This is a genomic window from Termitidicoccus mucosus (assembly GCF_038725785.1).
In the GTDB taxonomy this organism is placed as follows: Bacteria; Verrucomicrobiota; Verrucomicrobiia; order Opitutales; family Opitutaceae; genus Termitidicoccus; species Termitidicoccus mucosus.
Map to the genome: position 1 here is coordinate 5,276,660 of NZ_CP109796.1, position 22,316 is coordinate 5,298,975.

20 protein-coding genes are annotated in these 22,316 nt (G+C 65.0%); 17 read left to right on the forward strand and 3 right to left on the reverse strand.

Annotated elements, in window-relative coordinates; translation table 11 throughout:
- The first annotated feature begins 104 nt into the window (after positions 1-104).
- The 8 genes from secY (at position 105) to rplQ (ending at position 6,501) form a co-directional block, all read left to right on the forward strand.
- Entirely contained in the window at positions 105-1,604 is a 1,500-nt protein-coding gene (gene secY, locus OH491_RS18380) for a preprotein translocase subunit SecY (RefSeq protein WP_068770165.1), read from the forward strand.
- An 89-nt stretch (positions 1,605-1,693) separates the two neighbouring features.
- Positions 1,694-2,098 carry a nucleoside monophosphate kinase gene (locus tag OH491_RS18385; RefSeq protein ID WP_068771074.1) on the forward strand — a complete coding sequence of 135 codons (405 nt, stop codon included), beginning with the start codon at positions 1,694-1,696 and terminating at the stop codon, positions 2,096-2,098.
- A gap of 6 nt (positions 2,099-2,104) precedes the next feature.
- The gene (gene map, locus OH491_RS18390) at positions 2,105-2,917 is read left to right on the forward strand and encodes a type I methionyl aminopeptidase (RefSeq protein ID WP_068770164.1); all 813 of its coding nucleotides are present in this window, start codon (positions 2,105-2,107) and stop codon (positions 2,915-2,917) included.
- Positions 2,918-2,968: 51 nt separating this feature from the next.
- Entirely contained in the window at positions 2,969-3,349 is a 381-nt protein-coding gene (gene rpsM, locus OH491_RS18395) for a 30S ribosomal protein S13 (RefSeq protein WP_068770163.1), read from the forward strand.
- Between the two features lie 17 nt (positions 3,350-3,366).
- Positions 3,367-3,981 carry a 30S ribosomal protein S11 gene (rpsK, locus tag OH491_RS18400; RefSeq protein ID WP_084442145.1) on the forward strand — a complete coding sequence of 205 codons (615 nt, stop codon included), beginning with the start codon at positions 3,367-3,369 and terminating at the stop codon, positions 3,979-3,981.
- 40 nt (positions 3,982-4,021) lie between these two features.
- Positions 4,022-4,633 (forward strand): 30S ribosomal protein S4, encoded by a 612-nt coding sequence (rpsD, locus tag OH491_RS18405; RefSeq protein WP_068770162.1) that lies wholly within the window; start codon positions 4,022-4,024, stop codon positions 4,631-4,633.
- 133 nt (positions 4,634-4,766) lie between these two features.
- The gene (locus tag OH491_RS18410) at positions 4,767-5,768 is read left to right on the forward strand and encodes a DNA-directed RNA polymerase subunit alpha (protein WP_068770161.1); all 1,002 of its coding nucleotides are present in this window, start codon (positions 4,767-4,769) and stop codon (positions 5,766-5,768) included.
- 193 nt (positions 5,769-5,961) lie between these two features.
- Positions 5,962-6,501: a 50S ribosomal protein L17 gene (gene rplQ, locus OH491_RS18415; protein ID WP_068770160.1), complete on the forward strand. Its 540-nt coding sequence runs from the start codon at positions 5,962-5,964 to the stop codon at positions 6,499-6,501.
- A gap of 309 nt (positions 6,502-6,810) precedes the next feature.
- Here the strand turns inward: rplQ and clpB are convergent, their stop codons facing one another.
- A complete protein-coding gene (gene clpB, locus OH491_RS18420; protein ID WP_068770159.1) occupies positions 6,811-9,402 on the reverse strand; it encodes an ATP-dependent chaperone ClpB in 2,592 nt (863 codons plus the stop codon).
- A gap of 364 nt (positions 9,403-9,766) precedes the next feature.
- Here clpB and OH491_RS18425 point away from each other — a divergent pair, with 364 nt between their 5' ends.
- The 9 genes from OH491_RS18425 to OH491_RS18465 all read left to right on the forward strand — a co-directional run bounded on the left by OH491_RS18425 (position 9,767) and on the right by OH491_RS18465 (position 20,625).
- Complete coding sequence (locus OH491_RS18425; protein ID WP_068770158.1) at positions 9,767-11,626, forward strand: glycosyltransferase family 39 protein; 1,860 nt, start codon at positions 9,767-9,769, stop codon at positions 11,624-11,626.
- Positions 11,623-12,789, forward strand: coding sequence for a DegT/DnrJ/EryC1/StrS family aminotransferase (locus OH491_RS18430; protein WP_068770157.1), 1,167 nt, complete (start codon positions 11,623-11,625; stop codon positions 12,787-12,789). The genes OH491_RS18425 and OH491_RS18430 overlap by 4 nt, the downstream gene beginning before the upstream one ends.
- Positions 12,786-13,817, forward strand: coding sequence for a glycosyltransferase (locus OH491_RS18435; RefSeq protein ID WP_084442143.1), 1,032 nt, complete (start codon positions 12,786-12,788; stop codon positions 13,815-13,817). The genes OH491_RS18430 and OH491_RS18435 overlap by 4 nt, the downstream gene beginning before the upstream one ends.
- Entirely contained in the window at positions 13,814-14,746 is a 933-nt protein-coding gene (locus OH491_RS18440) for a formyltransferase (RefSeq protein ID WP_068770156.1), read from the forward strand. The genes OH491_RS18435 and OH491_RS18440 overlap by 4 nt, the downstream gene beginning before the upstream one ends.
- A 29-nt stretch (positions 14,747-14,775) precedes the next feature.
- Entirely contained in the window at positions 14,776-15,816 is a 1,041-nt protein-coding gene (locus OH491_RS18445) for a bifunctional UDP-4-keto-pentose/UDP-xylose synthase (protein WP_068770155.1), read from the forward strand.
- Positions 15,817-15,962: 146 nt separating this feature from the next.
- On the forward strand, positions 15,963-16,871 hold the full coding sequence (locus tag OH491_RS18450; RefSeq protein WP_068770154.1) for a 4-deoxy-4-formamido-L-arabinose-phosphoundecaprenol deformylase: 909 nt from the start codon (positions 15,963-15,965) through the stop codon (positions 16,869-16,871).
- Positions 16,872-17,160: 289 nt separating this feature from the next.
- Complete coding sequence (locus tag OH491_RS18455; RefSeq protein ID WP_068770153.1) at positions 17,161-17,835, forward strand: response regulator transcription factor; 675 nt, start codon at positions 17,161-17,163, stop codon at positions 17,833-17,835.
- A gap of 8 nt (positions 17,836-17,843) precedes the next feature.
- Positions 17,844-19,265 (forward strand): sensor histidine kinase, encoded by a 1,422-nt coding sequence (locus tag OH491_RS18460; RefSeq protein ID WP_068770152.1) that lies wholly within the window; start codon positions 17,844-17,846, stop codon positions 19,263-19,265.
- A gap of 349 nt (positions 19,266-19,614) precedes the next feature.
- Entirely contained in the window at positions 19,615-20,625 is a 1,011-nt protein-coding gene (locus OH491_RS18465; protein ID WP_068770151.1) for a 3-keto-disaccharide hydrolase, read from the forward strand.
- A 161-nt stretch (positions 20,626-20,786) separates the two neighbouring features.
- Here OH491_RS18465 and OH491_RS18470 read toward each other — a convergent pair whose 3' ends face one another.
- Together OH491_RS18470 and OH491_RS18475 are read right to left on the reverse strand one after the other, a co-directional pair.
- Positions 20,787-21,077: a zinc ribbon domain-containing protein gene (locus tag OH491_RS18470; protein ID WP_068770150.1), complete on the reverse strand. Its 291-nt coding sequence runs from the start codon at positions 21,075-21,077 to the stop codon at positions 20,787-20,789.
- Positions 21,074-22,282, reverse strand: a complete 1,209-nt coding sequence (locus OH491_RS18475) for an AI-2E family transporter (protein WP_084442317.1) — start codon at positions 22,280-22,282, stop codon at positions 21,074-21,076. Before OH491_RS18475 ends, OH491_RS18470 begins: the two co-directional genes overlap by 4 nt.
- Between the last annotated feature and the right edge of the window lie 34 nt (positions 22,283-22,316).

Consider the following 22,316-nt stretch of genomic DNA (forward strand, 5'->3'; position numbering starts at 1 on the left):
ATTTTCGGCTTTTGATTCCAATTTTGCCCCAGAGAAAACCACTCTGGGGCAAATCCGTGAATCGACCCTAGAATAAAATTTAGTAAACAGACTCCTTTTCCACCGTGTTTTCCGCCTTCACGAACTCCCTGAAAATCCCAGAGCTGCGCTCGCGGATTTTTTATACACTAGGCCTTCTGTTCGTCGCCCGTGTCGGCGCGCACATCCCGATCCCGGGCCTTAATCCGCAGCCGTTGCAGGACTTTTTTGCGCAACAGACCGCCGCCGGGGCCAGCTCCGCCGCCGGTTCGATGGTCGGCCTCTACAACATGTTCACCGGCGGCGCGCTCGTGAAGGGCGCGGTTTGCGCGCTGGGCATCATGCCCTACATCAGCGCCTCGATTATCTTTCAGTTGATGGCCGCCGTGGTCCCCTCGCTCGCCCGCCTCCAGCAGGAAGGCGATGTCGGCCGCCAGAAAATCACCCAGTACACCCGCTACGCAACCGTCCTCATCTGTGTCGTGCAGGCGGTGCTGCTCATCTTCACCCTGAGAAATCCCGCCAGCCTTTTCCCCGGTTATGACCACGGCCCGATCATCATCATATCGAGCACTTGGTTTCTCATCACCGGCGTGGTCTTCATCACGGCGGGCACGCTGCTCCTCATGTGGCTGGGCGAGCAGATCACCCAGCGCGGCATCGGCAACGGCGTGTCGCTCCTCATCACCGTCGGCATTCTCGCCGACATCCCCGGCGCGGCCGTCGCCACCTACCACCTCTTCTTCGCGCCCATCGGCGTGGCCAAGCTCGGGCCGCTGCACGCCGTGCTCATGGTCGGCCTTTTTGTCCTCGTGACCATGGGCATCGTGATGGTTGTCCAGGGCCAGCGCAAAATCCCCGTCCAATACGCCAAGCGCGTCGTGGGCAACAAGGTCATGGGCGGCCAGAGTTCCTTCCTGCCGCTCAAGGTCAACTACTCCGGCGTCATGCCCGTCATCTTCGCCAGCGCCATCCTCATGTTCCCGCAGCAGATTTTCTCTTGGCTCGGCGCGACGATGCAGTGGCCGTGGATGGTCGAGTTTGCGCACAATCTCCTCCGCGGCAACTGGATCTACTACGGCATCATGTCGTTCCTGATCCTGTTCTTCAGCTACTTCTGGGTCTCGGTCATGTTCAAGCCCATCCAGATCGCTGACGACCTGAAGAAATACGGCGGTTATGTCCCCGGTGTCCGCCCCGGCGAGCCGACGGCCAAGTTCCTCGACTTTATCATGACGCGCCTCACCCTCGCGGGCGCGATCTTCCTCACCATCATCGCCGTCATGCCCGACGTGCTCCTCTTCGAGTTCAACGTCCCGCAGCGCGTCGCCATTTTCTTCGGCGGCACCGGCATGCTCATCACCGTGGGCGTCGTGCTCGACACCATGCGCCAGGTCGAGACCTTCCTCCTCCAGCGCCATTATGACGGCTTCCTCAAGAAAGGCCGCATCCGCGCCCGCAACCCTGGCGCCGCGAGCGCCGTGGGCGAGGCCGCCGACATGAAGACCGTGGGCAAGCTCTGGCTCGTTCTCGGCGCCATCTTCCTCGTCGGCATTCTGGCCTGGCTCAAGAACACTTACTTCTAAGAACTGCTTTTTAGTTCTTTACTTCGGTCTAGGTGAGTGACACAACCTTCCCCTTTTTCCTTGGCCTTCCGGCCAAAACGAAAATCCTGATGCTCGGCCCAAACGATTCGTTTCCCGAACCCGTGCTGGCCAAGCTCCGTTCTTTGAATATCGAGCACGTCTCTCCCGCTGGTCTGATGCGGCAGGAGATTTCGCGTCGCACGCCGCTCGGCCAGCAGGCCGAACGCGCTGCACGGCAGGGCAGGCCCCTCGCCGATGAAACCACCTTCGCGCTCATGCGCCGCTGGTTTTGGACGCGCAAACCTGATGCGGGTTTCGCCCTCGGCGATTTCCCGGCTACGTTGCTCCAAGCAAAAGTATTCGACGAATGGCTCGACGCCCGCGACGAGACGCTCTCCGCCGTCATCGCCGCCCCCGGCGCAGCCCCGCAGCCCGTCGTCGATCATTATCGCGCGCAAGGCCTCCTCATTGAGGACGGCGCGCTCGCGGCCTGACACCTTATGATTCCCATCAAAAACAAGGAAGGGATCGCCCGCATGCGCGACGCATGCGCCGTCGCCGCGAATGTCCTGCACGAGCTCAAACAGCAAGTGCAGCCCGGTATCACCACTTACGACTTGGATCAAACCGCCCGGAAGCTCATCGAGGCGCACGGCGCGAAAAGCGCCTGCCACGGCTACCAAGTCCGCGGAGCCCCGCCTTATCCGGCCTACGCCTGCCTCTCGGTCAACGAGGAAGTCGTCCACGGCATAGGCAGCATGAAACGCATCCTGCGCGACGGCGACATCATCGCCCTCGACATTAGCATCTGGTATAACGGCTACGTCGGCGACAATGCCCTCACCGTTCCCGTCGGCCGGATTCCCCCCCGCGTCGCGGAACTGCTCCGCGTCACCGAGGAGGCCCGCGCCCTCGGCATCGCCCAGGCGACCGTCGGCAACCGCATCGGCGACATCTCCGAGGCCATCCAGCGCTACGTCGAAGCCCACGGCTTCGGCATCGTCCGCGACATGGTCGGCCACGGTGTCGGCACCTCGATGCACGAGGAGCCGCAAATCCCGAACTTCGCCGACCGCAAGAAAAACCGCACCGAGCTCATCAAGCCCGGCATGACCCTCGCCATCGAACCCATGGTGAACCTGGGCGGATGGAAGACGAAAATGCTCTCCGATGGATGGACCGTCGTCTCCGCCGACGGCTCTCCCTCCGCCCACTTCGAGCACACCGTGCTCACCACGGAAAAAGGCCCGGAAATTCTCACCCTCCCCGGCCCTGTTTCCTTTCCCGCCGCGGCTTCCGTCGCCGCCCGTTAAAAATTTTCAGTCCAACTTAAACTTTCAACTTAAACACTAACTTAAATCACTATGCCACGTCTCCTCGGTGTTGAAATCCCTGCGAAGAAGAAAGTCGCTTATTCGCTCGCCTACATCTACGGCATCGGCCTGACCCGAGCCAACCAGATCGTCCAGGAAACCGGACTCGATCCCAACATGCGCGCCTCGGACCTCACCGAGGAGCAGCTCAACAAAATCCTCCAGGTCATCACGGAGCACAAATGGGTCGTCGAAGGCGACCTCCGCCGCGCCCACACCGCCGACCTCAAGCGCCTTCAGGCCATCGGCTGCTACCGGGGCATCCGCCATCGCCGCAGCCTCCCCGTGCGCGGCCAGCGCACCTCCACCAACGCCCGCACCCGCAAGGGCCCCCGCCGCACCGTCGGCGTCACCAAGGCTCCCGCCAAATAACCTTACCACCACCCGCCATGGCTGAAGAAAATTCCGAACCCAAGAACGAGAAGCCCGTCGCTCCCCAGGCCGCCGCCGAGAAGCCGGCAAAGGCCCCCAAGGCCGCCAAGGGCAAAAAGGACGCCGCTGCGCCCGCCGCCGAGGCTCCTGCGGCCGCGCCCGCTACCGCTCCCGCCGAGAAACCCGTCGAACTCGTCGGCGGCGTGGCCAAGCAGCCCACCGCCGAGGATCTCCTCAAGGAAGAGATCGGTGCCATCAAGATCCGCAAGGCCAAGGGCTCGAAAAACATCACCTCGGGCGTCGTCAACGTCCTCGCCTCCTTCAACAACACCATCGTGTCCATCACCGACGCGAAAGGCGCCGTCATCGCTTGGTCCAGCGCCGGCAAGTGCAACTTCCGCGGCTCCCGCAAGTCCACAGCCTACGCCGCCCAAGTCGTCGCTCAGGACGCCGCCCGCAACGCCATGTCGCACGGCCTGAAGGACGTCGTCATCAAAGTCTCCGGCCCCGGCCTCGGACGCGACTCCGCCGTCCGCGCCATCCAGGCCATCGGACTCGAGATCACCTCCATCATCGACGTGACGCCCGTCCCCCACAACGGCTGCCGCCCGCCCAAGCGTCGCCGCGTCTAAAACTTCAACTTCAACTTAAAAACTTAACTCAACACTCACCATGGCTCGTTATACCGGCCCAACCACCCGCATCAGCCGCCGCTTTTCCCAGCCCATCTTTGGCGCGACCAAGGCCTACGAAAAACGCACCTATCCGCCCGGGCAGCACGGCCCGAAACTCCGCCGCAAAGTCTCTGAATACGCCGTCGGCCTGAACGAAAAGCAGAAACTCCGCTACACCTACGGCCTGCTCGAGCGCCAGTTCCGCCTCGTCTTCGCCAAGGCCAAGCGCACCCGCGGCGTCACCGGCGAAGTCTTCCTCCAGCTCCTCGAAACCCGCCTCGACAGCGTCGTGTATCTTCTCGGCTTTGCTAAAAGCCGCGCCGCCGCCCGCCAGCTCGTCAACCACGGCCACATCCGCGTGAACGGCCGCAAGGTGGACATCGCCAGCAGCTCCGTGAAGCCCGGTGACGAAATCGAAGTCAAGAACGTCCCCACCTCGCGCCAGCTCGCCACCCGCAACATCGAGGAAAGCCGCGCGCGCAACGTCCCCGGCTGGCTCACTCTCGACGCCGAAAACCTCAAGGGCACCGTGAACCGTCTTCCCACCCGCGACGAGATGGAACCCGGCATCAATGAGCAGCTCATCGTCGAATTTTACTCGCGCTTCTGAGTCAACAACCGCTCAAGTTTAAGGAAACCGTCTAAATCGCGCCCCTGCCTCTGGCGGCTCGACACCCGATGGAACACCGACAACAAGCCCGGTTCACAACACAACCTCGCATCTAAACTTCTCCACCATCGCCATGCCCAAACGTCTCGGAAAGTTCGAACTCCCCTCCAAGCTCGCCAAAATCGAGGAAGGCTCCACGCCGACATACGCCAAGTTTGTCGCCGAACCGTTCGAAGCCGGCTACGGCCACACCATCGGCAACTCCCTGCGCCGCGTCCTCCTCTCCTCCATCGAAGGCTCCGCCATCTCCTCGATCAGGATCGAGGGCGTGAACCATGAATTCCAGAGCATCGACGGCGTCGTCGAGGATGTCACCGACATCGTCCTCAACCTGAAAAAGATCCTCATCGTCTCGGAAAAACGCGACCCCCTCACCCTCCGCATCAGCGTCAACCGCGAGGGCTCCGTGACCGCCGCCGACATCCAGGCCGATGCCAACATCCGCATCGTCAACCCCGAGCAGGTCATCTGCACCCTCGACAAGGCCAAGCCCTTCGAGGCCGAGGTCGAGATCAAGACCGGCCGCGGTTACTATCCCGGCGAGCAGAACAAAAAGGAGGACCAGCCCATCGGCGTCATCCCCATCGACTCGCTCTTCTCCCCGGTCAGGCTCGTCAAGTATTCCGTTGAAAACACCCGCGTCGGCCAGATCACCGACTACGACAAGCTCATCCTCGAAGTCTGGACCGACGGACGCATCACCCCCGACGACGCGCTCAAGCAGGCCTCCTCTATCCTCGCCCATCACCTCGACGTCTTCAACCGCGTCAGCAACGAGGAATACGTGTTCGAGACCCAGGCCAGCGAAGTAAGCGAAGAGCAGAACAAGCTCCGCAAGCTCCTGAACATGTCGGTCAACGAAATCGAACTCTCCGTCCGCGCCGCGAACTGTCTGAACAACGCCAACATCACCACCGTCGGCGAACTCGCGATGAAGACCGAGCAGGAAATGCTCAAGTATCGCAACTTTGGCAAAAAGTCCCTCAACGAAATCAAGGACAAGCTCGAAGCCCTCGGCCTTTCGCTGGGCATGAAATTCGACGAGCGCCTCCTCGATTCCCGCAAGGACGTCTGAAATAATTAAGGATTAATAATTAATAATTAAAAATTAAAAAACGCGAGATCGCGCCACGGCGCGGAAGCGCCTCCATTCTTAATTTTTAATTCTTAATTATTAATTACTCATCCCGCCCCTCGCGCCGCCCGCTGCCGTTGAACGCTGCGACCGGGTTGCCGAACGGGGGGCCAAACCAAGAAAGAAAAACACCATGCGTCACAACAAACACCGCGCCTCCCTCGGCGTGACCCGCGAACACCGCGCCGCCATGCTCTCGAACCTTGGCGCCTCGCTCATCAAGCACGGTCGTATCCAGACCACGCTTACGAAGGCCAAGGCCCTGCGCCCCTTCATCGAGAAGGCCATCACCAAGGCCAAGAAAGCCGCGGCCAAGACCGAGGCCAAGGATGCCATCCATCTGCGCCGCCTCGCCCTTCGCGACATCCGCGACGAGGAGGCCGTCAAGCTGCTCTTCACCGAGAAGCACAAGGACTTTGCCAATCGTCCCGGCGGCTACACCCGCATCTACAAGCTCGGCGCGCGCATCAGCGACGCCGCCGAAATGGCCCTGATCGAGTTCGTTCCCGCGGACGATCCCGGTTACAAGAAGAAGAGCCGCAAAAACGCCGCCAAGGCGAAGAAAGCCGCCAAGACCAAGACCGCCGAGCCCGAGGCCAAGGAAGCTCCGGCAGCCGAGGCCCCCGCGGCCGAGGTGCCTGCCGCCGCCGAAGGCGAAGCGAAAAAAGACTGAGCGGTTTGCCTGCCCTGATCTTTTCCTCCCAAATGCGCCGGAATTTTCCGGCGCGTTTTTTATTTCGCTGGATCGGATGGCGACCTCCCGATCCGCGCGGCAACACATGCAGCGCATCCCTGCCTGCCGTCAAAACAGAAGGCGCGAAGCGCCGCTGACTCTTTTCAAAAAAAACAAATGAGCGCTTCATACGATAAAATAACGACGGCAGGCAGGGATGCCTGCGCCACGCGCTGACGCGATCTCGCAACCGCCCTGCGGCGTGTTTTCCCTTCGTGCGCGGCAGCGCCTGTGGCGCTTCCTGCCTGCTCAGCCTTTCACCTCCATCGCCAGATCGTCGTTCTTGGCGGTGAACTTCACCGCCGCGCCCTCGGGGATTTCCCCGCCGACCAGGCCCCGGGCAAGCTTGGTTTCGACCTGGCGTTGCAGGAAGCGTTTCAGCGGGCGCGCCCCGAACACCGGATCGTAGCCGCGCTCGCCGACCCATTCCTTCGTCTTTTTGTCCATCGCCACGGTCACGCGGCGGTCGGCGAGGCGCTGGTTCAGGTCGGCCACCAGCAGGTCCACGATTTGCGTGATTTCCTCCAGCGTGAGCGGCTTGAAGAGAACGGTCTCGTCGATGCGGTTCAGGAACTCCGGGCGGAAGCTGCGGCGCAACTCGGTCATCACGCTCTCGCGCACGGACTCGGGGATGGTGTCGCCCGTCACGCCTTCCAGCAGGAAGCGGCTGCCGAGGTTCGAGGTCATGATGATGATGGTGTTCTTGAAGTCCACCGTGCGGCCCTGCGAGTCGGTGATGCGGCCGTCGTCGAGGACTTGTAACAGAACATTGAATACATCGGGATGCGCCTTTTCGATTTCGTCGAAGAGCACGACGGCGTAGGGTTTGCGGCGCACGGCCTCGGTGAGCTGGCCGCCCTCGTCGTAACCGACGTAGCCGGGAGGCGCGCCGATGAGGCGGGCGACGCTGTGCTTCTCCATGTATTCGGACATGTCGATGCGCGTGACCGCGGCCTCGCTGTCGAAGAGCGTCTCGGCGAGCGTTTTCGCAAGCTCGGTCTTGCCCACGCCGGTCGGGCCGAGGAAGAGGAAGCTGCCGACCGGACGGCGCGGGTCCTTGATGCCGGCGCGCGCGCGCAGGATGGCCTCGCTCACGAGCCGCACGGCCTCGTCCTGGCCGATGACGCGGCGGTGGAGCACGTCGCCGAGGCGCAGGAGTTTCTCGCGCTCGCTTTCGACCAGGCGCGTGACAGGGATGCCCGACCACTTGGCCACCACCTCGGCGATCTCCTCGGCGGAAACCTCCTCCTTGAAGAGCTCGGTCTTGGCCTCGGTTTTTTCGAGCTTGGTCAATTCGGACTCGAGCTGCGGGATTTTGCCGTGGCGCAGCTCGGCGAGTTTGTTGAGGTCGTAGGCGCGCTCGGCCTTTTCCATGGCGAGGCGCGCGGCGTCGAGCTCTTCGCGAACCTTGCGCACGCGGTTGACGGCGGCTTTTTCCTTTTCCCATTTGGCGCGGAGCGCGGCGGTCTCGGTGCGCGCGTCGGCGAGTTCCCTGCGCAGCGCGTCGAGCCGGTGTTTGGAGGCGTCGTCCTTTTCGAGCTTGAGCGCGGCCTCCTCGATTTCGAGCTGGAGGACGCGGCGCTGGAGGGCGTCGAGTTCCTGCGGCGCGGAATCCATCTCGGTGCGGATCATCGCGCAGGCCTCGTCCACGAGGTCGATGGCCTTGTCGGGCAGGAAACGGTCGGAGATGTAGCGGTTGGAGAGCGTGACGGCGCTGACGAGCGCGTTGTCCTGGATGCGCACGCCGTGGTGCAGCTCGAAGCGCTCCTTCAGGCCGCGCAGGATCGAGATGGCATCCTCGACGGATGGCGGCTCGACGAGCACGGGCTGGAAGCGGCGTTCGAGCGCGGCGTCCTTTTCGATGTGCTTGCGGTATTCGTCGAGCGTGGTCGCGCCGATGCAGTGCAGCTCGCCGCGCGCGAGCATGGGCTTGAGCAGGTTGCCGGCGTCCATCGCGCCGTCGGTCTTGCCGGCGCCGACGATGGTGTGAAGCTCGTCGATGAAGAGGAGGATGCGGCCGTCGCTTTCCTTGACTTCCTTGAGCACGGCCTTGAGGCGTTCCTCGAATTCGCCGCGGTATTTCGCGCCGGCGATGAGCGCGCCCATGTCGAGCGCGAAGATGGTCTTGTCCTTGATGCCTTCGGGCACGTCGCCGCGCACGATGCGCTGGGCGAGGCCCTCGACGATGGCGGTCTTGCCGACGCCGGGTTCGCCGATGAGCACGGGGTTGTTTTTGGTTTTGCGCGAGAGGATGCGGATGGCGCGCCGGATTTCGTCGTCGCGGCCGATGACGGGGTCCATCTTGCCCTTCTTCGCCTGGGCGACGAGGTCGATGCCGTATTTTTCGAGCGCCTGGTAGGTGGCCTCGGGATTGTCGGTGGTCACGCGCTGGTTGCCGCGCAGTTCGCGCAATGTTTTCAGCACGGCGTCGCGGTCGAGGTTGAAGGATTTGAAGCAGCTCGCGAGCGCCTCGGGTTTCGCGACCTCGATGAGCGCGAGGAAAAGATGCTCCACGCTGACGAAATCGTCCTTGAGCTTTTCGGCTTCCTTCTCGGCGCGGGTGAGCACTTCGTTGACGGCCTGCGTGACGTAGATTTTGGATACATCCACGCTGCCGGAGACGCGCGGCAGCCGGTCGAGCTCGCGCTCGGCGACGAGGGCGAGAGCGCTGGTAGCGAGGCCGAGTTTTTCGACGAGCGCGGGCACGAGGCCGTCCTCCTGCGCGAGCAGCGCGTGCAGGAGGTGCCAGGTATCGACTTCGTTGTTCTGGCGGCGGCGCGCCTCGGTCTGGGCGTCGGTGATCGCCTGGCGCGACATGACGGTGAGTTTTTGAAAATCCATGATGGATATTCTATCGCAAACGGCGTGCCGCGCGAGTCTTCAGTGTCGTGCGAGGGAGGCGGGGAGGGGGAGGGGAGCGGGTGTGACACCGGGCGCGCCGGGGTGTCGCGACGCGTCACAATGCCGGGACAAAACGCGCGGATGAACGGAAATTCATCCGCCCTTCATCACGCGTTCATTTGGCGGTGGCAGACTGCGGGGCAACATGTCGTTTCGAGAAAGATGCAGCGATGTCACGGCCGCGTGCCTGCGGTGGCTTTCGATTGGCGGGGGCTTTGTCTGCTGGGTGATCGGGCGGGCATGCGCCGGCAGGTCGGAGCGGTGTTCCTGTCCGGAGAACCGTCATTCCCAATCGTTTGACCCCGTGCCTCCCTCGTCGCATCAGAACGAATTTTCGCCAACCGGCGCGGACCTGAGCGCCGCGGTGACGGACGGGGATCGCCGTGCCTGGCGGCGCGATCTGCTGCTGCTCGCGTTGCTGGGCGCGGTGTGGTTTTTCGTCGCGCTGGGGCTGCGTCCGCTGGGCAATCCCGACGAGGGGCGCTACGCGGAAATCCCGCGCGAGATGGCCGCCTCGGGCGATTTCGTGACGCCCCGGCTCAACGGCGTGAAATATTTCGAGAAGCCGCCGCTGCTTTACTGGCTTTCCGCCGCCACGTTCCAGATCGCCGGGGTCAATGAATTCACCGCCCGCTTCTGGAACGCGCTTTTCGCGCTGGGCGGCGTGCTCGCCACGTATTCCGCCGCGCGCGCGCTTTACGGGCGGCGCGCCGGCTGGTGGTCGGCCATTGCGCTGGCCACGTCGTTGCTCTACTTCGGGCTCAGCCAGATGGTGCTGCTCGACATGGCCCTGGCCGCGACCATGTCGGGCGCACTCTTCGCGTTTCTGCTCGCGGTGCGCTGCCAGCGCGAGGGGGCGCGGCTGGCGTTGTTTGTGGCGTTTTACGCGTGCATGGCGCTGGCGGTCCTGGCCAAGGGGCTCGTCGGGCTGGTGCTGCCGTGCGCGGTGGCGTTTGCGTGGCTGCTGGTTTGCAACCAGTGGCGCGCGCTCCGGCCGGCGCATGTGATGGCCGGAGCGATGGTGTTTCTCGCCATCGCCGCGCCGTGGCATGTCGCGGCGGCGATGGAAAACTACTCGCCGGTGAAAGAGCGGGATTTCGCGTGGTTTTATTTTGTGCACGAGCATTTCCTGCGCTTCACGACCACCGTGCACGGGCGCGTGCAGCCGTGGTGGTTTTTCGGGCCGGTGGTGCTCGCCGGGTTTCTCCCGTGGGCGGTGTTTGTTCCGCAGGCGCTGCGGCGTTCGCTAGCCGGCGGCTGGCGGGCGAGGCGCGAGAACCGGGAGGCGTGGTTCCTCGTGCTCTGGGTGCTGGTGACGGTCGTGTTTTTTTCCAAGTCGCAATCGAAGCTCATCCCCTACATCCTGCCGGTGTTTCCCGCGCTCGCGGTGCTGGCCGGGCGCTGGCTCGCGGAACAGTGGGGCGCCCGCGCCGTGTCGCCGGGATTGCGCCGCGGGGCGCTGGCCTTTGCCATTTTCGCGCTGGTCCTCGCCATCGGCGCGGCGGCGTGGCCGGTGCCGTCGAAATACGCATCCCTCGCGCCGGTGATCGCGCCGTGGCGCTGGGTGCTGGGGGCCGGGATGGGGGGCGGAGCGCTGGCGCTGCTCGTCATGCTCGCCAGAAGCGCGGGGCCGGGCGCGGCGGAGGGGATGCAGCGAAGGCTGCTTGCGGGCATGGCGGTGACCTTCGCGGTGCTGTTTGTCGCGTTCAACCCGCTTGCCGAATGCTTCGATGTGCGCGGGACCAAATCCATTGCGCTCGCGCTCAAGCCGGCGCTCCGGCCCGGCGACGATGTGTTTGTGCTCGGCGATTATCCGCAGGACTTGCCGGTTTATCTCGGGCGCACCATCAGCGTGGTGAATTATGTCGGCGAGCTGAAGTTCGGCATTGAGGCCGAGCCGCATCGCACGGCGTCGCGCTTTATCGACGGCGAGGCCTTTCACGCGCGGTGGAACGGGCCGGGTCGGCCGGGCGCCGCCTATGCGGTGCTCCAGCGGCGCGCATTGGAGAAGTGGTTTCCCGATCCCGCCGCGCGTCCCGGCGTCCTGGCGGCATCCGCGCGATTCGTTTTGGTTTCCAATCAACACGACGGCGACCACGGCGGCGACGTATCGGACGCATCGGTCTCATCGACCCTATCAGTCTCACCCGACCAACAACCATGACCGCCCGGCGTCCCACGCGCGTCAGCGCGCCCTTTTTGCCCTTCACCCGGCCCTCGATCGACGAGGAGACCATCGCGGGCGTGGCCGAGGTGCTGCGCTCGGGCTGGATAACATCGGGGCCGCAGGTGCGGGCGTTTGAGGCGGCGCTGTCGGCGATGTTTGGCGGACGCCCCGTGCTCGCCTTCAATTCCGGCACCTGCACGATGGAGGTCGCGCTGCGCATCGCCGGCATCGGCCCGGGCGACGAGGTCATCACCACGCCGCTCTCGTGGGTGGCGACCAGCAATGTCATCCTCGCGGTCGGCGCGCGCCCCGTGTTTGTCGACATCGATCCCGTCACCCGCAACATCGACCTTGCGCTCGCCGGGCAGGCGGTGACGCCGCGCACCCGCGCCATCATCCCGGTGGACCTCGCGGGGCTGCCGGTGGACCGCGACCGGCTTTATCAAATCGCCGCGCGCCACCGCCTGCGCGTGATCGAGGACGCGGCCCAGTCCATCGGCGCCAACTGGCGGGGCCGGCCCGTCGGAAGCACGGGGGATTTTGTCTCGTTCAGTTTTCATCCCAACAAAAACATCACCACCATCGAGGGCGGCGCACTGGTGCTGAACGACGAGCGCGAGGCGGACCTCGCCGCGCAATACCGCCTGCAAGGCGTCGTGCGCTCCGGCCCCGACGCGATGGACGTGGCCGTGGCGGGCGGCAAATACAACCTCACCGACGTGGCCGCGCGCGTCGGCCTCGGGCAGCTCCCGCGCCTGGGCGAGGTCACGCGTCGCCGCCGCGAACTCGCGCGCCGCTACCTCGATTTGCTCGGCGCGCCCGGGCTGGGCGACCTGGGGCTCGGGTTGCCGCCGGCGGATTTCGAGCAGGGCAACTGGCACATGTTCCAAGTGCTGCTTCCGGAAAAACTCGCCGTGCCGCGCGCCGCCGTCATGCAACAGATGCACGAGGCGGGCATCGGCACCGGCGCGCACTACCCGGTCATCCACCTCTTCACCCTCTATCGCGGCCTCGGCTGGAAGCCCGGCGATTTTCCGCACGCCGAGCGCGCCGGACGCGACCTGCTCACGCTGCCGCTTTTCCCGGACATGACCCGCGGGGATGTCGCCCGGGTCGTCCGCGAACTCGCCCGCGTGATCCGCGCCAATTTGAAACCATGAGCACGTGCGCCACTCATTTTGAAACACCGCCGTCGTCGTCGCCATCACCCGCGCCGTCCCGTCCCGTCTGCGCGGTCTCGGTGGTCGTCCCCGTCTTCAACGAGGAAGAAAGCCTGCCGCTTCTGTTCCGGCGACTCTACTCTGTGCTCGACGGACTCGGGCGCGATTACGAAGTCATCTTCACCAACGACGGCAGCTCCGACGGCTCCTCCGCTCTGCTCGCCGCGCAGTATCGCGCGCGCCCCGACGTGACGCGTGTCATCGAGTTCAACGCCAACTACGGCCAGCACATGGCCGTGATGGCGGCTTTCGAGAGCGCGCGCGGGGATGTCGTGGTCACACTCGACGCCGACCTGCAAAACCCGCCCGAGGAAATCCCGAAACTGCTCGCGCAGACCGACGCCGGCCACGACTGCGTCGGCGGCATCCGCGCACGGCGACGGGACAGCCTGTTCCGGCGCGAGGCGTCACGGCTGGTCAACTTCGCGCGCGCCCGGATGACCAACATCAGGATGACCGACCAAGGCTGCATGCTGCGCGCCTACTCGCGCGCCGTGGTCGGGGCCGTCATACGTAGTGGAGCGTCGAATACATTCATCCCGGCTCTGGCCTGTTCGCTCGCCCGCAGCCCCGTCGAGATCGCGGTCGCCCACGAGGAGCGCCGCAACGGGCGCTCCAACTACTCGCTCGCGCGCCTCATCCGGCTGAATTTCGACCTCGTCACCGCCTTCACCACGGCGCCGCTCCAGCTCTTCACGCTCTTTGCCATGGCGTGCTCCGCCGGCAGCCTGCTGCTCGTGCTCGTCCTCGCGTTTCGCCGCATCTTTCTCGGCGCCGAGGCCGAGGGACTGTTCACCCTCTTCGGCATCCTCTTCTTCCTCGTCAGCGTGTGCATGACCGGCATCGGGCTCATCGGCGAATACGTCGGGCGCACGTATCAGGTGGTCCGCGGACGCGCCCGCTACCACATCAGCCGCGTGCTCGGCTTTCCGCCGGAGCAGGCGCCGGCGCGGGAGGAAAAACCATGAACGGGCCACGCATCGTTTTTTTTGGATACAGCGAGGCGGGCAGCGAATGCCTCGACCTGCTCCTCGCGCGCGGCGACCACGTGGCCGCCCTTTTCACGCACGAGGACGCCGCCGGCGAGAACATCTGGTTCCGCACGCCCGCCGCTTCCGCGCGCGCGCGCGGGATTCCGGTGTTTGCTCCCGGGTCGGTCAACACCCCCGAGTGGCGCGACCGCATCGCCTCGCTCGGGCCCGATCTCATCCTCTCCGTCTATTACCGCCACATCATCGGCACCCGCATCCTCGCGATGCCGCGTCTCGGCGCCTTCAACATCCACGGCTCCCTGCTCCCGCGCTATCGCGGGCGCGCCCCGGTCAACTGGGCCGTGCTCCACGGCGAGCCCCGCATCGGCATGACGCTCCACCGCATGACCGCCCGCGCCGACGCCGGGGCCATCGTGGATCAGGAGGGTGTGGACATCGGCCCCCGCGACACCGCCGCCGAGGCATTCCGCAAGGTGCTCCCCTGCGCCACCCGCGTGCTCGCCCGGCAGATCGACGCGCTTCTCGCCGGACGCGCCCCTGAGACGCCGCAGGACGAGACGCTCGCCACCACCTTCGGCGCGCGGCGGCCGGAGGATGGGCGCATCGACTGGCGCCGGACCACCGCGCAGATTTTCAACCTCGTCCGCGCCGTCGCGGACCCCTTTCCCGGCGCGTTTACCGAGCCCGCTCCCGGCTCGCGCCTCATGGTCTGGTGGGCCGAGCCCGCCGCCGCGCCGCGCGCCCCCGGGGTCGTCCCCGGCACAATCCTTTCCGCCGCCCCGCTCGTCGTGGCGACCGGCGATGGCGCGCTTGAAATCACCCGCCCCGGCTGGGCCGGCGCCGCCGTCCCGCTCCGCTCCGGCGCGCTCCTGCCATTCGCGGCGCCATCCCCTTCATCTGTGTAGTTAAAAAACAAATACAAAATAATCCCATCATGACGAAAAAAATACTCATACTCGGCGTCAACGGCTTCATCGGCAGCAGCCTGGTCAGGGCGATTCTCGACCGGACGGACTGGGAGGTCTATGGCATGGACATAGGCAGCCACAAGCTGGACGCCTCGCTGGGCGACCCCCGCTTCAAGTTTGTCGAGGGCGACATCACCATCAACCGCGAGTGGATCGAGTATCATGTGCGCAAGTGCGACGTCGTCATCCCGCTGGTCGCCATCGCCAACCCCGCCCAATACGTCAAGTTCCCGCTCAGGGTCTTCGAACTCGATTTCGAGGCCAACCTCGACATCGTGCGCAAGTGCGTCCGCCACGGGCGGCGCGTCATCTTTCCCTCCACCTCGGAGGTTTACGGCATGTCGCCCGACGCCGAGCTCGACGAGATGACGACCAACCTCGTTTACGGCCCCATCGACAAGCAGCGCTGGATTTACGCCGCGTCCAAGCAACTCCTCGACCGGGTCATCTACGCCTACGGCATTCACGAGAACCTCGACTACACCCTCTTCCGCCCCTTCAACTGGATCGGCCCCATGCTCGACGACATCATGGAACCCAAGGAGGGCAGCTCGCGCCTCTTCACCCAATTCATCAGCAACGTCATTTTCAAAAAGCCCATCCAACTCGTGGACGGCGGCAAGCAGGGCCGGTCGTTCACCTTCATCGACGACGGCGTGGACGCGCTCCTGCGCATCATCGAGAACAAAAATGGCGCCGCCTCGCGCCGCATCTTCAACCTCGGCAATCCCGCCAACAACGTCACCGTGGCGGAACTCGCCCGCGTCATCATCGAGGTTTTTAAGGAATATCCCGCCTACCGCGAGCAGGCCGCGCAGACCCGGATCGTCTCCGTCTCCTCCGGCGAGTATTTCGGGAAATACTATCAGGACATCCAGACCCGCGTGCCCTCGATCGCCGCCGCGCGAGAGGCCCTCGGCTGGACCCCGCAGACCAGCCTGCGCGATGCCATCCGCCACACGCTCGATTATCATCTCGCGCACGCGGGGCACGAACTCGCCGTCTGACGCCGTTTATGAACCCAAACCAGACTCTTGGTGGAGGGCCGAGTTCCTGCGAGGCCGTTGCCGAAAAACACCACGGTCAATTGCGACGGCCTCGCGGGAGCTCGGCCCTCCACAAGACCGCATTCATTCCACCCACACCCTGAGCCATGATCACGCTCGCCCTCAAGGTCGATGTCGACACGGAGCGCGGCACGCGCCTCGGCGTGCCCGCGCTCGCCGCGCTGCTGCGCGAGTCCGACGTCCCGGCGTGCTTCCTCTTTTCGCTCGGCCCCGACAACACCGGCAGGGCCATCCGCCGCGTTTTTCGCCCCGGCTTTTTCAAAAAAGTCAGCCGCACCGGCGTCGTCGGCATGTATGGCGTCCGCACGCTCCTCAACGGCACGCTCCTGCCCGCGCCGCATATCGGCCAAAAGCACGCGGGCGTGATGCGCGCCGTCCGCGACGCCGGCTTTGAAACCGGCATCCACTGCCACGACCATTTCCGCTGGCAGGACTTCGTCCGCGCCATGCCGCTCGAAAAAGTCCGGGCCGAGTTCGCCGCCGCGCTCGCCGAATACCAACGCGTCTTCGGCGCCCCCGCCCTCGCCGCCGGCGCCCCCGGCTGGCAGACCTGCGCCAACGCCCGGCTGGTTTACGACGAGGCCCGGCTCCTCTATTCCAGCGACACGCGGGGCGGCGCGCCGTTTTTCCCGCGCATCGACGGACGCGTGTTCGACACGCTCGAAATCCCCAGCACGCTGCCGACCTTCGACGAACTCCTCGGCCGCCCTGGCTGGTCCGACGGCGAAATCGTCGCGCACATCATGCGCCTGCTGCGCGACGACGCGCTCAACGTCTTCACGCTCCACGCCGAAATCGAAGGCATGAAAAAACAGCCCCTCTTTCGCGCGCTGCTCGAGGCCTGCCGCGCGCGCGGCGTCCGGTTTGTCCGCCTCGACGGGCACGCCCGCGCGCTCCTCCGCGCCCGCGCCGACATCCCCGTGCGCGACATCGTCATGGCCCCCATCGACGGCCGCTCCGGCCTTGTCGCGACCCAGGCGGAGCGCGCCTCGTGAAACCGGAAGCCCGTGGCGCCGGCATCCTTGCCTGCCGTCGAAACGGAAGGCGCGAAGCGCCGCTGACTTTTCCCTTCTTCCTGAAAAAATGCCGCGCTTCGCGCGACAAGTTGGGGACGGCAGGCAGCAAGCTTGCGCTACGCACGGCGCGGGCGCGTGTTTTTTCGCTGATTTCGCTCCCTGCCGCACCCCGGTCCGCCGCGCGTCCGCAAACCGGATTGCCCTCTCCCCTGAAATCCATCACTGTTTTCCCCATTTCCCGCCCCGCCATCCAAGCCAAATCCATCCCATGAAAATCCTGATTGTGGAAGACGAGCGCAAGGTCGGGCGATTCGTCGAGCGCGCGCTGGCCGAGCAAAACCATACTCCGCGCCTCGTCGCCACGTGCGCCGCCGCGCGCGACGCGCTCGCCGAGTCCCCCTACGACGCCATCGTGCTCGACCTCGGCCTGCCCGACGGTGACGGGCTCGACCTGCTCCGCGAATGGCGCGCCGCCGGCTTCGGCGAGCCCGTGCTCATCCTCAGCGCGCGCGACGCCGTCTCCGACCGCATCCACGGCCTCAACCTCGGCGCGGACGATTACCTCCCGAAGCCCTTCAGCATCGAGGAGCTTGTCGCCCGCGTCCGCTCGCTGCTTCGCCGCCACTCCGGGGCGTCCGCGCGCGCCACGGTGCTTGAGCATGGCGGCATCCGTCTCGACCTGCTGGCCCGCGCGGCCACCTTTCACGGGCGTCCCGTGGAATTCACCAGCCGCGAGTTCGCCCTGCTGGAGTTGTTCCTGCAAAACCCCGGTCGCGTCCTTACCCGCACGCTCATTGCCGAAAAAATCTGGGAGGCTTCCTACGACATGGAGACCAACCTCATCGACGTATACATCCGCCGCCTCCGCCGGAAGTTCGAGGCCGGCGACAGCGCGCCGCCGCTCATCAAGACCATCCGCGGCACCGGCTACCAGATGGTGTAGCGCAGCCCATGAAAAACTCCTTCGCCCTTCGCCTCACCTTGCGCGTCGCCGCGCTTGTCACGCTTACCGCCCTCATCGTGCTCGCGCTCGGCGGCTGGATGTTGCGGTTCCAGGGCATCCGCTCCATCGATATCATGCAGGACATCGAGGGCGAGGAGCTTGCCGGTCTGCTCGGCGGTTCGGCCGCGCCTCCCTCCGCCCAAATCAAATACCGCATCGAGCATCACGCCGACAGCGACATCGCCCTTTACTTTGTCCAGGTCGTCAACATCCGCGGCGACATCCTCTACCGCTCCGCCAACCTCGGCGAAACCCGCATTCCCGCCGAAAGCGACGCGTCCCGCCATCGCGCCATCGCCAGGCAGCGCGACGGCGGCCTCATCCATCATCCCACCCTCTCGGCCAAGCCGGACATCTACCGCTGGACCATCGACCTCGACCGCATCGGCTCCATTCGCGTTTCCGAGTTCGACGCCGGCGACTTGCGCATCCAAATCGGCACCTCCCTCGCCGGCATTCACCGCATCGTGCGCAACTACGCCTACGTCGCCACCGCGCTCGTCTCCATCACGGCGCTGCTCAGCCTCGGCGTCGGTTATGTCTTCTGCCGCATGACGCTCGCGCCCATCCGAGCCATCGAAAGCACCGCGCGCCGCATCCGCGCCGACAACCTCAGCGAACGCATCCCCGTGCCGCCCGGCCGCGACGAACTTGCGTTGCTCGCCGTCCTTCTCAACCGCACCTTCGACCATCTCGAAACCGCCTTTGCCCAGGTGCGCCGTTTCACCGCCGACGCCTCGCACGAACTGAAGACCCCGCTCTCCCTGGTCCGCCTCTCCGCGGAGAAGCTCCGCCCGCGGCTCGCCGGCGATCCCGAGGCCGACGCCATGCTTGCCGACCTCCTCGACGAGACCGACCGCATGCACCGCATCATCGAGTCGCTGCTGTTCATTGCGAAGGTCGAGGGCGGGGCGCTCGTGCTCGAACGCAAGCCGCACGAAATGGAGGCGTTCATCGCTGACTTTTTTGAGGACGCCCGCGCGCTCGCCGAGGATCGCGGGCTCCGCATCCGCGTCGGAGAAAACACGCCCGGCCGCGTCCTTATCGATCCCCACAGCCTGCGCCAGCTCCTGCTCAACCTCGTCAGCAATGCCATCGCCGCCTCGCCGCCCGGGGGGCTCATCACGCTGGACTCCAGGCGCACCGCGACCGGCTGGCGGCTTGCCGTGACCGACGAAGGGCCGGGCCTGCCGCCCGAAATGCTGGAGCGGATTTTCGAGCGCTTCATGCGCTACGCGCCCGCCGCCGGAAACCCCGGACAAGGATTGGGCCTGTCCATTTGCCGGAGCATCGCCGAACTGCACGGCGGCAAAATCCGCGCCGAGAACCGTCCCGACTGCTCCGGCCTGCGCGTGGTCATGGAATGGTGAGCGCGGGTGCGGTGGGAATCGTTTTTCTGGGAAACGGCGACGGCAGGAAGTGATATCAGCGAGACGGCGTGAAGAGGGCGAACTCGTGCCCGTCCGTAGCGCAGGCATCTTGCCTGCCGCCGATACTTGATCGCGCGAAGCGCGGCATTTGTCGGTTTTGGGATGAAAAGAGTCAGCGGCGCTTCGCGCCTTCTTTTCGACGGCAGGCAAGGATGCCTGCGCTACGGGCGGCTGCCTTTCCTTGATCGCAGCCGCCATTTCGCAGTCATCACTTCCTTTTGCATCCCGGACACCCTCGCACGAGATTCGCCTTTGAAATTTTGGCCGGGACAGGCAAGTTCGCCTTGCCATGAAACTCATCCCCTTCCTCAAAACCGCCGGCTTGGGCGCGCTTCTCGCCGCCGGCATTCTGAACTGCGTCGCGGCGGGTGCCTGCTGCGACAGCGCCGCGTTCGCCGGCTCCCGCTGGGCGCTCACCATTCCCGGTGGCGGCATCGGCTGGCTCGGCCTCACGCAAAAACCGGACGGCAAGCTCGACGCGCTTCTGCTCTGGAGCGGCGGACACCCGCGCCCCGCGCCCGTCGCGCTCAAGGACGGCGCGCTCGTCGTCACCCGCGAGTTCAAGCGGGGCGACAAGACATTTTCCGACGTGATCACCGCGAAGATCGAGGGCAAGGACATGCTCGCCCTCACCGTCCGCCACCTTGACGACACCGGCGCCGAAATCCGCAAAACGGAGACGTTTTCCGGCAGGCGCATCCCCGATCTCCCGCCGCGCCCCGACCTCGCGAAAGTGAAATTCGGCGCGCCCGTCCGGCTCATCGGCGACACGCTCGACAACTGGGTCGTCATGAACCCGAAGGCTTACAACGGCTGGACGCTGAAAGACGGCGTGCTGTCGAACAACGTCGTCCAGCCCGACGGCACAAAAAAGCACGGCACCAACCTCCGCACGAGGGCGGCGGATTTTGAGGACTTCCGCATCAGTTTCGAGGTCAACATGCCGCCGAAGAGCAACAGCGGCGTGTATCTGCGCGGCATCTACGAAGTCCAGATGGCCGACACCCACGACCAGCCGCCCGGCTACCTCAACATGGGCGCGCTCTACGGCCGCATCGCGCCGGGCGCCGCCGTGGAAAAAGCCCCAGGCGAGTGGCAGACCGTCGAGACCACGCTGGTCGACCGCCACATCACGGTGGTGTTGAACGGCACGACCATCATCGACAACCAGCCCGTGCTCGGCTGCACCGGCGGCGCGCTGACATCCGACGAGTTTGTCCCCGGCCCGATTTACCTGCAAGGCGACCACAGCGACGCGCACTACCGCAACATGATCGTCCGGCCCGTGGTGAAAGAGTGAGCGCCCCCTTGGGTGCGGCTCAAAGGCGGTGTCCTCGTCTCTGGCTTGGGATCTTTCTCTTCCCTCTTTATCTTTCTTCTTTCTCCTTTTCCGGGCGATTCGAGAAAGAGAAAGATAAAGAGGAAAGAGAAAGATTTATTTAACTAACGAGGGATTTTATATCACCGCAGCCCCAGCACGGACATGGCCACGGCGACCACGAGCACGATGCACACGACGATGATGATGAAGTGGTGTTTCCGCTGCCGCGCGCGCTGCGGCATTTCATTGCGCAGGAAACGTTCGTAAGCCTCCGCCGTGTCCTCCTCGCCGGGCAGGTCGAGGCCGTCGTAGAGGTCGGCGGCGCCGTCCCATCCCGTGCGCTCGTCGGCGCCGCAGTTCGGGCAGGCGCGGGCGTTGGGCGACAGCTCCGTGCCGCAGATGGCGCACTCGGGCGGCGGACGGCGGCTCATGACCCGGCGGCGGGCGGTTGCGGCGCGGGTTGCGCATGCCCGCCGCCCCGGCGGTCATCGTTGTTGAAATACTTCCGGTTGAGCAGCCGCCAGAAAGTCGCGAAAAACGCCGTCAGCGGAATAGCCATCACCATGCCGATGATGCCCGAGAACGCCGTTCCCCAGAAGAAAATCGCGAAGATGATCACCGCGGGATGCAGCCCGGTGCGGTCGCCCATGATTTTCGGGGTGAGGAACCAGCCCTCGATGCATTGCACGACCACGTAGACCAGCAGCACGAGCGCGAGCAGCGCGGGGCCGCCTCCGGGCTGGAGCACGGCCAGGGGCACGGTGATGGTCAGGCCGATGATGGTGCCGAGGTAGGGCACGATGTTCAGGATGCCGAGCGCGAGGCCGATGATGAGCCCGAACCGCAGCCCGACCACGGTGAATCCGACGGCGAGCAGCACGCCCATGATGAGGCCGATAAGAAACTGCCCGCGGAAAAACGACACGACGATATTGATGAACTCGCGGACGAGAAACACCACGTCGTCATGCAGCGACGGTTTCAGAAACGTGAGATGCCGCGAGAGCCCGTGCGCCGGGTCGGCGCGCGACAGCATGAAGAAGAACAGGTAGATCGGCACCACCGCGAAATGCGTCGCGAAGCTGATGGCGGCAAAAAATCCCGCGCTGAAGGCCTTCAGCGACGGCATGATGAGCGCGGGCAGTTTGCCGAGTTCCTCTTGCAGGTGATCGAGCGCGTTGGCGATGGTCGGGTTTGCGCGGAACCGCTCGATGAGGGCAATCCACTCCGGAGAATGCTGCTGGACGTAATTGACCCCCTGCGTCCACAAGTCCGGCAGATACGCGATGAAGTCGAGCAGCTGGCCGGCGAGCGGCGGCACGATGAGCACGAGCGCGGCGGCCAGCAGGATCACAAACAGCGCATACAATATCGCCACCGCGAGCGGCCTGCGACCGCGCAGGCGTTTTTCCACGGCGTTGACCGCGGGGCGCAGGATGAGCGCCATCACGCCCGCGATCGCGATGGGCCAGAGCACGCTGGCGAACGCGCCCAGCAGCCGCCCGATGCTCATGAAAATGAACACCAGCAGGACCACCGCGCCGGTGCAGGCGAACAGCGTGAGGGCGTTGCCGATGAGGCGGCGCTGCCCGGCGGACAGCAGCGCGCGGTTGTCGTCAGGACCGGTGGTGGGCATGCGGGAAAAGACGCCGCAAAACCCGCGCGCGGGC

What these genes read in the sequence shown, in the direction of transcription:
- map (WP_068770164.1), top strand. Translation starts at nt 2,105, where the DNA reads ATGATTCCCATCAAAAACAAGGAAGGGATCGCCCGCATGCGCGACGCA.
- OH491_RS18435 (WP_084442143.1), top strand. Translation starts at nt 12,786, where the DNA reads ATGAGCACGTGCGCCACTCATTTTGAAACACCGCCGTCGTCGTCGCCA.
- rpsD (WP_068770162.1), top strand. Translation starts at nt 4,022, where the DNA reads ATGGCTCGTTATACCGGCCCAACCACCCGCATCAGCCGCCGCTTTTCC.
- OH491_RS18460 (WP_068770152.1), top strand. Translation starts at nt 17,844, where the DNA reads ATGAAAAACTCCTTCGCCCTTCGCCTCACCTTGCGCGTCGCCGCGCTT.
- OH491_RS18455 (WP_068770153.1), top strand. Translation starts at nt 17,161, where the DNA reads ATGAAAATCCTGATTGTGGAAGACGAGCGCAAGGTCGGGCGATTCGTC.
- OH491_RS18430 (WP_068770157.1), top strand. Translation starts at nt 11,623, where the DNA reads ATGACCGCCCGGCGTCCCACGCGCGTCAGCGCGCCCTTTTTGCCCTTC.
- OH491_RS18385 (WP_068771074.1), top strand. Translation starts at nt 1,694, where the DNA reads ATGCTCGGCCCAAACGATTCGTTTCCCGAACCCGTGCTGGCCAAGCTC.
- OH491_RS18465 (WP_068770151.1), top strand. Translation starts at nt 19,615, where the DNA reads ATGAAACTCATCCCCTTCCTCAAAACCGCCGGCTTGGGCGCGCTTCTC.
- OH491_RS18470 (WP_068770150.1), bottom strand. Translation starts at nt 21,077, where the DNA reads ATGAGCCGCCGTCCGCCGCCCGAGTGCGCCATCTGCGGCACGGAGCTG.
- OH491_RS18410 (WP_068770161.1), top strand. Translation starts at nt 4,767, where the DNA reads ATGCCCAAACGTCTCGGAAAGTTCGAACTCCCCTCCAAGCTCGCCAAA.
- clpB (WP_068770159.1), bottom strand. Translation starts at nt 9,402, where the DNA reads ATGGATTTTCAAAAACTCACCGTCATGTCGCGCCAGGCGATCACCGAC.
- OH491_RS18450 (WP_068770154.1), top strand. Translation starts at nt 15,963, where the DNA reads ATGATCACGCTCGCCCTCAAGGTCGATGTCGACACGGAGCGCGGCACG.
- rpsK (WP_084442145.1), top strand. Translation starts at nt 3,367, where the DNA reads ATGGCTGAAGAAAATTCCGAACCCAAGAACGAGAAGCCCGTCGCTCCC.
- rpsM (WP_068770163.1), top strand. Translation starts at nt 2,969, where the DNA reads ATGCCACGTCTCCTCGGTGTTGAAATCCCTGCGAAGAAGAAAGTCGCT.
- rplQ (WP_068770160.1), top strand. Translation starts at nt 5,962, where the DNA reads ATGCGTCACAACAAACACCGCGCCTCCCTCGGCGTGACCCGCGAACAC.
- OH491_RS18475 (WP_084442317.1), bottom strand. Translation starts at nt 22,282, where the DNA reads ATGCCCACCACCGGTCCTGACGACAACCGCGCGCTGCTGTCCGCCGGG.
- OH491_RS18445 (WP_068770155.1), top strand. Translation starts at nt 14,776, where the DNA reads ATGACGAAAAAAATACTCATACTCGGCGTCAACGGCTTCATCGGCAGC.
- OH491_RS18440 (WP_068770156.1), top strand. Translation starts at nt 13,814, where the DNA reads ATGAACGGGCCACGCATCGTTTTTTTTGGATACAGCGAGGCGGGCAGC.